The organism is Vreelandella aquamarina (genome assembly GCF_020075495.1).
Classification (GTDB): domain Bacteria; phylum Pseudomonadota; class Gammaproteobacteria; order Pseudomonadales; family Halomonadaceae; genus Vreelandella; species Vreelandella aquamarina_A.
Genome location: NZ_JABYQT010000003.1, coordinates 286671 through 299127, shown reverse-complemented (window position 1 = coordinate 299127; position 12457 = coordinate 286671). Strand labels below are relative to the sequence as shown.

The 12457-nt window shown below is 63.8% G+C and carries 7 protein-coding genes; 2 read left to right on the top strand and 5 right to left on the bottom strand.

What is annotated here, in order from left to right; all coding sequences use genetic code 11:
• The first annotated feature begins 86 nt into the window (after positions 1-86).
• Entirely contained in the window at positions 87-2084 is a 1998-nt protein-coding gene (gene mnmC, locus HW452_RS06820; protein ID WP_224105342.1) for a bifunctional tRNA (5-methylaminomethyl-2-thiouridine)(34)-methyltransferase MnmD/FAD-dependent 5-carboxymethylaminomethyl-2-thiouridine(34) oxidoreductase MnmC, read from the top strand.
• Here mnmC and HW452_RS06815 read toward each other — a convergent pair.
• The 4 genes from HW452_RS06815 to HW452_RS06800 all read right to left on the bottom strand — a co-directional run bounded on the left by HW452_RS06815 (position 2078) and on the right by HW452_RS06800 (position 7624).
• Positions 2078-2350, bottom strand: coding sequence for a YheU family protein (locus HW452_RS06815; protein ID WP_224105341.1), 273 nt, complete (start codon positions 2348-2350; stop codon positions 2078-2080). The two genes, mnmC and HW452_RS06815, sit on opposite strands and share 7 nt — an antisense overlap.
• Positions 2347-4383 carry an NAD-dependent DNA ligase LigA gene (gene ligA, locus HW452_RS06810; RefSeq protein ID WP_224105340.1) on the bottom strand — a complete coding sequence of 679 codons (2037 nt, stop codon included), beginning with the start codon at positions 4381-4383 and terminating at the stop codon, positions 2347-2349. The genes HW452_RS06815 and ligA overlap by 4 nt, the downstream gene beginning before the upstream one ends.
• Positions 4384-4476: 93 nt before the next feature.
• A complete protein-coding gene (zipA, locus tag HW452_RS06805) occupies positions 4477-6240 on the bottom strand; it encodes a cell division protein ZipA (RefSeq protein WP_224105339.1) in 1764 nt (587 codons plus the stop codon).
• Between the two features lie 508 nt (positions 6241-6748).
• Positions 6749-7624: a LysR family transcriptional regulator gene (locus HW452_RS06800; RefSeq protein ID WP_224105338.1), complete on the bottom strand. Its 876-nt coding sequence runs from the start codon at positions 7622-7624 to the stop codon at positions 6749-6751.
• Positions 7625-7741: 117 nt separating this feature from the next.
• Between HW452_RS06800 and HW452_RS06795 the strand changes: the two genes are divergently transcribed.
• Positions 7742-8911 (top strand): mandelate racemase/muconate lactonizing enzyme family protein, encoded by a 1170-nt coding sequence (locus tag HW452_RS06795; protein ID WP_224105337.1) that lies wholly within the window; start codon positions 7742-7744, stop codon positions 8909-8911.
• Positions 8912-8930: 19 nt separating this feature from the next.
• Here HW452_RS06795 and smc read toward each other — a convergent pair whose 3' ends face one another.
• Complete coding sequence (gene smc / locus HW452_RS06790; protein ID WP_224105336.1) at positions 8931-12425, bottom strand: chromosome segregation protein SMC; 3495 nt, start codon at positions 12423-12425, stop codon at positions 8931-8933.
• Positions 12426-12457 lie beyond the last annotated feature (32 nt).

The following is a 12457-nucleotide window of genomic DNA, read 5'->3' as shown; positions in this document are numbered from 1 at the left end:
GCGGACGCTTTTCGCTAAGCCAGAGATAGCGCCCTGATTAACAGATTGGCTATTTTTTAACCACCTCTATCACTACGGATATCCGCGTGACCCAGCGCCCGACTGCTTTGCCCCCGTTAACGGCGCTAAGCGCGCCATCGCTCACCTGGAGCGACACTTCGCCACACTCTGACGCCTTCGATGACGTCTACTTTTCCCGCGAAGATGGCCGCGCCGAAACCGAACACGTCTTCCTGAATGCCAACCGCCTGCCCGAGCGTTTCGCCGGCTGGGAAAACACACGTGCCTTCGTGGTGGGCGAAACCGGATTTGGCACCGGGCTCAACATGCTTTGCGCCTGGGCCTGCTTCGAGCAGCACGCCCCCAAAGGTGCCCGCCTGCATCTTTTATCCACAGAGAAGTACCCGATGACGCGGGCATCGCTTGAACGTGCCCTGCGTGCCTGGCCATCGCTGGCGAGTTATTCACAGGTGCTGTGCGCGCAGTGGCCCGCGGCGGTCACTGGCATTCATCGCCTGCACCTGAGCCCGCGCGTGACGCTGGATCTGCACTTTGGCGACACCACCGAGCGCCTGGCACTGCTGGATGGCCAGGTGGACGCCTGGTTTCTGGACGGTTTCGCGCCTTCAAAGAACCCGCAGATGTGGCAGCCAGAACTCTTTGAAGCCATGGCTGCCCGCTCGCGCCCCGGTGCCACCTTCGCCACCTTTACCTGCGCCGGGGTGGTCAAGCGCGGCTTGAAGGCGGCGGGTTTCAGTTGGAAGAAGGTGCCGGGGTTTGGGCGCAAACGGGAAATGCTGGCCGGTGCGATTGAAACACCGCCTGTGGATACGCGCCGCGCCGCCACGCCATGGTTTACGCCTCCCCAGGCGCTTCCCGCCCGCCACGTAGCGGTGATTGGTGCCGGCATGGCCGGGGCCAGCGTGGCGGCGGCGCTGGCCCGGCGCGGCATCAAGGTCACCGTCATCGAGCGCGACGCACCGGGGGCGGGGGCGTCGGGCAATCGCCAGGGGGCGCTTTATGTAAAGCTTGCCGCCGACACCAACCATCAAAGCCGGTTTTACCTTGGCGGGCTGCTGTACAGCCAGCGCTGGCTCGATCAGTTGAACGCCCCGGCGCTATGGCAGCCCTGCGGCGTGGTGCAGCTTGCGCTCGACGACAGGGAAACACGGCGCCAACAGCGCTTCATCGCCCAGCATCCGCTGCCGGATAACGTCGTTCGCCCGCTCAGCGATGAGCTGGGCGATGCCGTCGGCGTCGCTGTCGAGGCACGGCACGGCCTGCTCTATCCAGCGGCTGGTTGGGTACGCCCTAAGGCCCTATGTGAGCACTTACTTCAGACCCCCAGTATTACCCTCGAGCAGGGCAGCGTCTCCCGGCTCGTGCGTGAGGATAACGCCTGGCAGCTGCATCTGGAGGATGGACGCATGTTCGAAGCCGACCAGGTGGTGATTGCAAGCGCTCACTACGCCAACGCCTTCGAGCAGACGGCAAGTCTGCCGCTGCAGCAGGTGCGCGGCCAGGTCAGTGAAGTGAGGCTTCCCGACGGCGTGGAAGGGCCAAAACGCGTGGTGTGTGCAGGCGGTTACGTGTCACCGGCGCTTGATGGCGTGCTCACCTTTGGCGCGAGCTTTATCCCCAACAGTGCCGATACTGCGGTGACCGCCGAGGATCACCAGCGCAATGTGGATGAACTGCGCCAGACGCTGCCCGCGCTGGTGGCCGAGATGGAAAGCGCAGGGCTGGATGTGACCCCGGCGGCGCTTGAAGGCCGCGCCGCAGTGCGAGCGGCCAGCCCGGACAAGACGCCCTACGCCGGCCCGGTGCCCGACGCGCCCGCCTGGAACACGGCCTACGCGCGGCTCAGCAAGGATGCCTCGAAGGTGCCCAGCACGCCGGGCGAGCATCATCCGGGGCTGTGGATATCTACCGCCCACGGCTCGCGAGGGCTTTCGAGCGCTCCGCTGTGCGCCGAGCTGATCGCCTCACGGCTGTGCGACGACCCCATGCCGCTGGAAGCGCCGCTGGTGGATCATCTTCACCCGGGGCGGCGCATCATCAGCGCGCTGGTACGCGCTCAGTAATCGCCCTCTTCCTCGTCATCTGCCAGGTCGCGGCCAAAGGAGCGCCACTGGGCCAGGGTCATGACTTCGGTCATCTCGAGCTTCAGGTCGTGGGCGATGATCAGTTCGTTGCGCGCCAGCTGTTTCTTGAGTTCTTCCACCCACCCGGCCATGCCCGCGCCGGTGTCGGTGGTGTCGTAGCCCTGGCGGGTAACGAACGCTTCCAGCAGGGCATTCAGCGTTTCCGGCGGCAGCATGCGCGCCGGCACTTCGATGAATCGGCTCATTGACTCTGCTCCCATTGGTTCAGGCGCTCGATGAAGGTGGCTTCATCCACCACCTCGACGCCCAGCTCTTCGGCCTTGGCAAGCTTGCTGCCCGCTGCCTCGCCGGCCACCAGGGCGGTGGTCTTCCTGGAGACGCTGCCTGCGACCTTGGCGCCCAGCGCCTGCAGCCGCGCCTTGCCCTCATCCCGGGTCATGCTTTCCATGGCGCCGGTGAGTACCCAGGTCTGGCCCTCAAGCGGCGTGGGGCCTCGCGCCACTTCCGCCTCCTCCCAGGTCACGCCTGCCGCGATCAGAGCAGCAATGGTGTCCTTGTTGTGCGGCTGCTGGAAGAAGGTGTGCACGTGGGCGGCAACGATCGGGCCGACGTCGTTGACGGCTTCGAGCGTGGCCTGTTCGGCGGCCTGTAGCGCCTGCAGCGTGCCGAAGTGGCGGGCCAGGTTGGCGGCGGTGGCCTCGCCCACCTCGCGAATGCCGAGCGCGTAGATGAACCGGGCAAGCGTGGTGGCCTTGGCTTTCTCCAGCGCGTTCACCAGATTGATCGAGGACTTCTCGCCCATGCGCGGCAGCCCCTGCAGCTGGGCGGCGCTCAAGTGGAAAAGCTCCGCCGGGGTCTTTACCCAGTCAAGCTCGACCAGCTGATCAATCAGTTTGACGCCCAGGCCGTCCACGTCCAGCGCCTTGCGGCTGGCAAAGTGCTTGAGGGCTTCCTTGCGCTGGGCAGGGCAGAAAAGCCCGCCGGAGCAGCGCGCCACCGCCTCGCCTTCCACGCGCTCGATATCCGAGCCGCATACCGGGCAGTGCTCAGGGAACACGATCTCCCTGGCATCTTCCGGCCGCTTCTCCTTATCCACCCGGACTACCTGGGGGATGACATCGCCTGCCCGGCGGATGGCGACGGTATCGCCGATCATCACGTCCAGCCGGGTAATCTCGTCGGCATTGTGCAGCGTGGCGTTGGAGACTGTCACGCCCGCCACGCTGACCGGTTCCAGGCGGGCCACCGGGGTAATCGCGCCGGTGCGGCCTACCTGGAACTCGACATCGTTGAGCGTGGTGACTTGCTCCTGGGCGGGATACTTGAACGCCGTGGCCCAGCGCGGGGCGCGGGCCACAAAGCCCAGCTCGCGCTGGTAGCGCAGCGCATTGACCTTGATCACCACGCCGTCGATGTCATAGCCGAGCCGGTCGCGCTTCTCACCCAGCTGCTCGCAGTACTGGGCCACGGCTTCAGGGCCGGTGAGCACTTTCAGCTCTGCGCTCGAGCGAAAGCCCAGCTTGATCAGCCGGGCCATCAGTTCGCTGTGGGTAGCGTCGCCCAGGTCCGGCTCCAGGCGCGCGGCCTGGTAGGCGTGAAACTCCAGCGGGCGGGTGGCGGTCACTTTCGGGTCCAGCTGGCGCAGGCTGCCCGCCGCGGCGTTGCGCGGGTTGGCAAACACCTTGCTGCCCTCTTCCCGGGCGCGCTCGTTAAGCGCCTCGAACCCGTCGTGGCGCATGATCACTTCACCACGCACTTCCAGAAGCTCTGGAATGTGCTCGCCCATCAGCTTCAAGGGCACCGAGCGCAGCGTGCGCAGGTTGGAGGTGATGCCTTCGCCGGTACGCCCGTCGCCGCGCGTGGCGCCGCTTACCAGTACCCCCTGCTCATAGACCAATGACACTGCCGCACCGTCGAGCTTGGGTTCGCAGGTGAACTCCACCTCGTCGGCGGCGCACTCCAGACGCTCGGCCACACGCTCGGCAAAGGCGACGATATCCTCGCGGCTGAAAGCGTTATCCAGCGACAGCATGGGGATGGCGTGGGCCACCGCAGGAAAGCCATCCGCCGGGGCCGCGCCTACGCGCTGGGTGGGCGAATCCGGCGAGACCAGCTCGGGATATTCGGCTTCCACCTGCTTCAAGCGCTGCAGCCGCCGATCATAGTCGGCATCGGTCAACGTCGGCTCATCCAGCACGTAGTAACGGTAGTTGGCTTCATCAAGCTCGGCGCGCAGCTTGGTAACCTCTTCCAGCAGGTGGGGGTCGGGCTGACTCATGACGTGGTTTCCATCGTACTGACTAAAAAGGGTATCTATTAACGAAAACACCCGCCCTCTGCAAGAAGGCGGGTGTTCGAGTACAGGCGTTACTCAGTGTGCGTGTACATGCCGATGCAGGCGATGGCGACGCTCGAAATCATGCACCCGCTGGCGGGCGAACTCGATGGTCTGGGCGGTCATGACGCTGCGGTGTTCATCCTTCAACTCGCCGCCCATATGACGCACCACGACCATGGCCGTTTCCACCATGGCCTCAAAGGCCGCGGAGCTGTCCACCGCGCCCGGCAGCGGCATCAGGAAGGTCACTCCCGGGGTCACGAACTCGCTCATTTCCTCGATGGGGAAGGTACCGGGCTTGACCACGTTGATCATCGAGAACTGCAGCTCGCTGTCGGCACTCTCGGTTTCAAACCGGTGGAAAACGCCCATCGGACGGCTATAGCGCAGGCCGCAGGCCATGATCAGATCCAGCAGCTTGCTGCCGTCGAAACCTTCCGGGTCGCGAGAGAGCACGCTGATGACGATCACCTCATCGGCATTCGACAGCGTCTCCTTGGCATGCTCGCCGGACACGTCGTGGCGCAATGCCTTTTCAAGCGTCGGATGGGCGCGTACTACCGAGTCCTGGGCATAGCTTGCCGGTGCTTCGTCATAATCGTGCTCAGCGTAAGCGGCGCGATCATCGTAGTCATCGGCGGCATAAGCGGGGGCTTCGTACGCCGGTGCTTCATAGCGCGGCGCGGCGCGCTGGGCGTCGGCCGCCAGGGCTGCCTCTTCGCGGGCGTTCGCCTGCTCCTGAGCAAGGCGAGCCTTTTCCGCCTCGGCGGCCTCTTTGGCTTCGCGGCGCTGCTGCGCCTCGAGGGCCTTGCGTTCGGCTTTCAGCTTGGCTCTCGCTTCGGCCTGCACGGCCTTTTCCGCTTTCTTGCGGGCTTTCTCCTTGCGACGAATGATCAAACGGCGCTTGAGTGAACGGCCCATGCCTTCAAAATCGACCAGCCGATACTCATCCACGGCGTCGTCATCGAGGTCGTCGTACTCACCGGCGATATCGTCACGCAACTGGCGGCGCTTGGGAGCGTCCTGCTTGGCAAAGACCGCATCTTCGGGCTCGGCGCGAAGCACAGGCTCGGCTTGTTCGGAATTGGCAGCAGGCTCGGAGGCGGCCGGCTCGATGTGACTCTCCTTATGCACCGCCGCATCATCGGCAGTGGATAGGGAGATGGACGGCGCATCCAGGGGCCGTTCACTCGGGGCAGGCGTCTTGTGTGCGGTATCGGCTGGCGAGACACTTTCGGTCGTGCGTGCAGTAGCGCTTGGTTGCTCGGCAGCAGGCGGCTGTTGAGCCGGCGCACCGGGCGCATCAATGCGGGAGGCAGCAGGTTCACCACCCAATGAGAAGCTGGGTTCGCGACGCTCCGGTTCAACAGCCGGAGATGGCTTGGCAGCGGGTTTCGCGGCGGGCGCTACCGGGGCCGTGGTGGGTTGCGGCTTGGCGGCTACCGGTTCGACAGGCTGTACTTTACGCTTGGGTGCCGCCTTGGCAAAGGTACGGCGAAATTCGGAAAGCACGCGCGATGGGCCGGGGTGCTCCTGACGCTCCAGCTTGGGCTTTTTCCCCAGGCCGCTGTAGTCGGCAGGCTTGACCACACGCGCGCCACCGTTGGGCAGTTCCCAGTTGATTTCGGCTTCCTTGGCCTCATCGTCGAGGTCGGTAGCCTTTGCTTCGGGGAGATCCTTGACCGCCTGATCCAGACGGGGTACACGTCGCTGGCGCTGAAGTCTTCGCACACCGTCAATGACGATCAGCGATACCAGCGCCAGCCCTAAAATGATTAGCCACTCTCTTAATTCCATGTTGAACATTCCATGGGTCATCTTACCGGTTGCCAAGGCACCATGCTTAAGCTCGAGTCCTTACAGGCGACTACACGTCACCAAGCATGGCACGGTTGCTACGAAAAGGGCCGTCCTGTGCCGTTTTTCAGGCGTTAGCCGATCTTCCAACAATTTTAAAAGCCGATGTTCGGCTGGCATGGTCACTAGACCGCTGACGTTTACTGTCAGTGCCATATATTTTCAGCTCAAGCGCACTGCAAGGCACTACTTTTTAAAGTCGCCATTTACACTTGCCATGCTCACTTAACTTGCCATGTTTACTTAAACAGTTGCCCAGGACCGAACCTAACATCGACAAATCAATACTGTACAAAAACTCAGTCAACTGTTTAACTGTGTTCGAGTGCCCTGCTCTACCATAGCATCAACCACAATCTTATAATGATCAATATAGATAAGTTGAGTCCTTTTACACATTTTTTTATTAATTTGACCGCCTTTGTTAACGCTTGTAGCGATTATCGAATCACCCTTCTGCCAGCCTTTTCCAGAACGCATCAGCAAGACCGTTGACCGCCCCCTTGGCACGCGTCAGGTGAATTTCAAGGGGTATGTCCCAGGTTCTTTCGAGCCCGCGCACCAACCTTCCTTCTGCAATCTCCTGTTCTGCAAGACTTCTAGGTAGCCAGGCGAGCCCCTTGTTCTCCATCGCCATGGACATCAGCACGGCGGCCAGATGGCTTTCGAAATGAGGCGCGCGAGGTGTGGCCACCGCGTTTTCATCAAGCCAGTGGCTGACCACCCGGCCAAGCCCGGATGCCTGGGTATAGGCCAGATACGGCATCGTCTCAAGACCTTGCGTTGAAAGCTCTCGGCCAACCAGCGGTATCAACGTATCCTCGCCTACTTTCAGACTTTCAAACTGCTCGGTCGATAGCGGCGAGGGCACGGCCACGTGGCGGTGGCAGAGCAGAAACTGGCAATCGCCGTGTAGCAGCAATTGCTCGCAGGCGGCCATGGTGTCTGAGTGAAGGCGCAGGGCCTCCATGGGTGTGCCTTGTTCGAGCCGACGAATCCAGCGCGGAAAGAACGTGAACGACAGCGAGTGAGTGGCGGCAAACTGCAGCGTCCTGGCTCCCTTGCCCCCGATTTCCTGCGCCTCGGCGCGCAGCCGGTAAAGCTGACCTGCCGCCTCCACGGCTCCTGCATGGATATGCCGTCCGGCGTCGGTCAGCGCGGTGCCCTGCGGGGTACGAACGAACAGGCTGACGCCCATCCACTGCTCTAGTGCGCGAATGCGGCGGCTGAACGCGGGTTGGGTAATATGTCGAGCCTCTGCTGCGCGCACGAAGCTTTTATGTTCGGCAAGTGCGGCGAAGTCTTCAAGCCAGACGAGTTCCATAGGGCAATGCCGTTTTTGCATGGGGTGGCGAAGTAATAGCATTGGGCAGCGGCGTTTGCCACCCTTAGGGTAAGGCTTAGTGATCCAGCGATTCCCAAGACCCTCAAGGAGTGTGCCATGCGCATTGTCGAGATTCGTGAAAAGACCGTTTCCATTGCCTCCCCCATTGCCAACGCCTATATCGATTTTTCCAGGATGACCTGTTCGGTGGTGGCCGTGGTCACCGACGTGATCCGCGACGGCAAGCCGGTGATCGGTTACGGCTTCAACTCCAACGGCCGCTACGGCCAGGGCGCGCTGATGCGCGACCGCTTTTTCGATCGTATCAGCGAGGCAGACCCGGATAGCCTGATTGATCAGGCACGCGACAACCTGGACCCGTTTGCCATCTGGGACACCCTGATGAAAAACGAAAAGCCCGGCGGTCACGGCGAACGTTCGGTGGCAGTGGGTACCATCGACATGGCGGTGTGGGACGCGGTGGCCAAGATCGAAGGCAAGCCGCTCTATCGCCTGCTGGCCGAGCGTTACAAGAACGGCCAGGCCGACGACAAGGTATGGGTCTATGCCGCTGGCGGCTACTACTACCCCGGCAAGGATCACACCAAACTGCAGGAGGAGATGAGAAGCTACCTGGACCGTGGCTACAACGTGGTGAAGATGAAGATCGGCGCGGCCCCGCTCGACGAGGACCTTCGCCGGATCGATGCGGTGCTCGAGGTGGTGGGCGACGGCAGCCGCCTGGCGGTGGACGCCAACGGCCGATTCGATCTAAAGACCGCCATCGCCTACGCCGAAGCGCTCAAGCCTTACCAACTTTTCTGGTACGAGGAAGCCGGCGACCCGCTGGATTACGCGCTTCAGGCAGAGCTTGCCAATCACTATGCGCTGCCCATGGCCACCGGCGAGAACCTGTTCTCCCACCAGGATGCGCGCAACCTGTTACGCCATGGCGGCATGCGCGCCGACCGGGATTTCGTGCAGTTCGACTGCGCGCTCTCCTACGGGCTGGTGGAGTATCTGCGCACGCTCAAGGTAATGGATGAAATGGGCTGGTCGTCACGCCGCGTGGTGCCCCACGGCGGCCATCAGATGTCGCTCAACATCGCCGCTGGCCTTCACCTGGGCGGCAACGAGTCCTACCCGGATGTCTTCCAGCCCTTTGGCGGCTTTGCCGACGGCATCCAGGTGGAAAACGGCTACGTCGGCCTGCCGGATATCCCCGGCGTAGGTTTTGAAGCCAAGTCGAAGCTGTATGCGGTGATGCGCGAGCTGGGCGAAGGCTAGACACCGCCCGCCTTTCGCCTCAGTCCACCAGCGCCGCGGCTTCATCGATCCCCACGGATACCAGGCGTGACACGCCGGGCTCCTGCATGGTCACCCCCATCAGGCGCTCGGCGGCTTCCATGGCGATCTTGTTGTGGGTGATGTAGATGAACTGGACGTTTTCCGACATCTCCTTCACGAGCTTGGCGTAGCGGCCCACGTTGGCATCATCCAAAGGCGCGTCCACCTCGTCGAGCATGCAGAACGGTGCCGGGTTGAGCTGGAAGATGGAGAACACCAGTGAAAGCGCGGTAAGCGCCTTCTCGCCACCGGACAGCAGGTGAATGGTGCTGTTCTTCTTGCCTGGCGGCCGCGCCATGATGGCCACGCCGGTTTCCAGCAGGTCATCGCCGGTCAGCGTGAGCCAGGCTGCTCCGCCGCCGAACACACGTGGAAAGAGCTCCTGCAGCCCGCCATTCACCTGATCGAACGTCTCCCGGAAACGCACCCGCGTCTCCTGGTCGATGCGCTTGATTGCCCGCTCCAGGGTTTCCAGCGCTTCGGTAAGCTCGGCGTGCTGGGCTTCCAGGTAGTTGCGCCGCTCGGCCTGCTGGTCGTACTCCTCGATGGCCGCGAGGTTGATCGCGCCCAGGCGGCGGATCTTGTCGCCGGTACTTTCCAGCCGCTCCTGCCAGACTTGCTCGCTGGCCTCACCCGGCAGATTTTCCGCCAGGGCCTCGGCGTCATGGCCAAGTTCCGCGAGCTGCTCGTCCTGGGTGGCCGCCTTCAGGGCCAGCGCTTGTACGTCCATGCGCCGCTGCTGCAGCTGTTCCCGGCTCTGCTCGAGGTTGCGTTCGTGCTGCTGGCGGGCCAGCTCGTCGTTGCGCAGCTGTTCGGCCAGCCCCTGGGCCTGCTGGCGGGTGTCGTTGAGCCGTCGCTCCTGCTGCTCGCGCTGGTGCAGCAGCTCTTCGAGCTCTTCGCCGGCCATCTCGTCGGGCTCCAGCAGCGTCTCGCGCGCTTCTTCAAGCTCGGCGATGCGCAGCGCCAGGCGCTCTTCGCTGTCGCTTGCGCGGGACTGCTGCGAGCGCAGGCTATCGCGTTCGGCGGTCAAGCGTTCGCGCTCAAGGGCCAGGGTCTGCTGGCGGGCTTTCAGCGGAGCGTGTTCGCGAGTCAGCTGATCGCGCTGTTCGCGCAGGCGGCCGCGCTGCTCGCCGGTGGTCTCTCGAGCCTCGGCGGCGGCTTCCAGGGTCTCCATGGCGATATGCCAGCGGGCGCGCTGCTCTTCCAGGGTGAGCGTCAACGCCGCCTCATCTTCCTGCAACTGGCTGAGTTCGGCGTCGAGCTCCGTGGCCCGGCCCTCCAGATGCTCGAGCTTCTGGGCGGCGCTGCGCTCCTTGATCGCCAGTTGCTGAAGGCTGGCCGCATGACTGCGCTCCTGCTCGGCCTGCTGCTCGCGGGCAAGCTCCAGCGTCTCGATGGTTTCGTTTGCGCTCTCGCACTGCGCATCAAGCAGTGTCAGAGCCTGCTCGTCCGCTTCGCGCTGGGCGTCCAGCTCGTTGAACCGGCGGCGGGTCACCAGCAGGCCATCGACACCCTGGCCGTTGGCCTGCTGGTGCAGCCAGCCACGCCCGCGCCATACGCCGTCGCGGCTGACCACGCTCTCCCCGGGTGCCAGGCGCGCCGCCAGCTGCTCGGCCTGTTCGGCGGTTTCCACGACGTGAATACTCGCCAGCCACCCCCCCAGCGCACCGGCACCGCTTACTCGCGAATCCAGTCGCTGGTCGTTGCCTGATACAGCGGATGCGGCGGCATCGATCAAGCGCCAGTCGATGGCCAGCGCCTCGGGCAGCGCGGCCAGTTGCTGGCTTGATACCAGCCGGGCATTCAGCCAGGGCGCCAGCAGCCAGGAAACGACGGTTTCCCAGCCCGGCGTGACGTCCAGCACCTCGCCCAGGCGCGGGGCGGTGTTGAGCCCCTGGGCGTCGAGGGCGGCGTCGATATCCGGGTCGTGATCGGCCAGGGCTGCATCCATCAGTGCCTGCAGCGAGGCGAGCTCGCCCTGGCGCTGGCTCAGCTCGGCGCGCTTGTCATCGCGCGTGCGCGTGGCCTGCTGGTAGGCGTTCTTGGCATCAGCGTACTGTTGCTGCCACTGTTCGCGGGCCTGGGTAAAAGCCTCGGCGCGCTCTTCGGCCTCTTCGAGTTGCGCCTGGTACTGCTGGTGCTCTTCGCGCAGGGCGCCAAGGTCTGCAAGCTCTCCGCGCTGCTGGCGGCGGCGCTGACCTTCGGCCTGCAGGCGCGTAATGCGCTGCTCCAGGTCGCGCAACTGGTCCTGGCTGCGCTCGGCTTCACGGCTCGAGTCCCGCCAGCGGTTTTCCGCCTCTGTCCACTGCTGCTCGGCGGCCTCCAGGGCGGGCGTGACATCGGCAAGCGCCTGCTCAAGCGCCTCCAGCTGCTCTTCGAGGGCTTCATGCTCCGGGCCAAGGTCTTCAAAGCGCTCGTCGATGGCGGTCAGGCGTTCGCGGTCGCCTTCGCTGACCCGGCGCTGCTCATCGAGCTCGCGCCGGGCGGTGGCGATATCCGCGGCCAGCTGGGCGTCGCGGCTCTTGCGGTGGGCCTGGTCCTGCTCGAGCCTTGCGATGTGCGTGGTGGTCTCGAAGAACTGCTGCTGGTGGCGTTCGAGCACTTCCGCCAGCTCATCGTGCTGCTCGCGAGCCTGCTCCAGGCGGGTTTCGCAGGCGCGCACACCGAACACGTCTTTTTCAACGGCGGTTTCAAGCTCGCGCACCCGGCTCTCCTGCAGCGACTGTTCGGCGCGCAGGGTGCGCCCGCGCAGCAGGGCAAGTTCACCTTTGAGGCGGTACTCCTGCTGCTTGAGTTCCTGGTAGCGCTTGGCCGCTTCGGCCTGGCGCTTCAGGCGCTCTAGCTGCTTGTCCAGCTCCTCGCGAATGTCGTCCAGACGCTCCAGGTTCTCCTGGGTGCGGCGCATGCGGTTTTCGGTTTCCCGGCGGCGCTCCTTGTACTTGGAGATGCCCGCCGCTTCCTCCAGTGTGGAGCGCAGATCGTCCGGGCGCGCTTCGATCAGCCTCGAGATCATGCCCTGACCGATGATCGCGTAAGAGCGCGGCCCCAGGCCCGTGCCCATGAACAGATCCGCAATATCCCGGCGGCGGCACTTCTGGCCGTTGAAGAAGTAGTTGGACTGGCCGTCGCGGGTGACCAGGCGCTTGACCACGATTTCCGCGTACTGGGCATATACCCCGCCCATGGTGCCGTCACGGTTGTCGAACTTGAGCTCGATGGAGGCCTGCCCCACGGGCTTGCGTCCGGTGGAGCCATTGAAGATGACATCCGCCATGGACTCGCCGCGCAACGTCTTGGCGGAGGATTCGCCCATCACCCAGCGCACGGCGTCGATGATGTTGGACTTGCCGCAGCCATTGGGGCCGACGATCGCGGTCATGTTGCCGTCGAAGGGCACCGTGACCGGGTCGACGAAGGACTTGAACCCCACCAGGCGAATGGAGGTTAAACGCATGCTGGACCTGCAGGACGGCGGTTCAACATAGG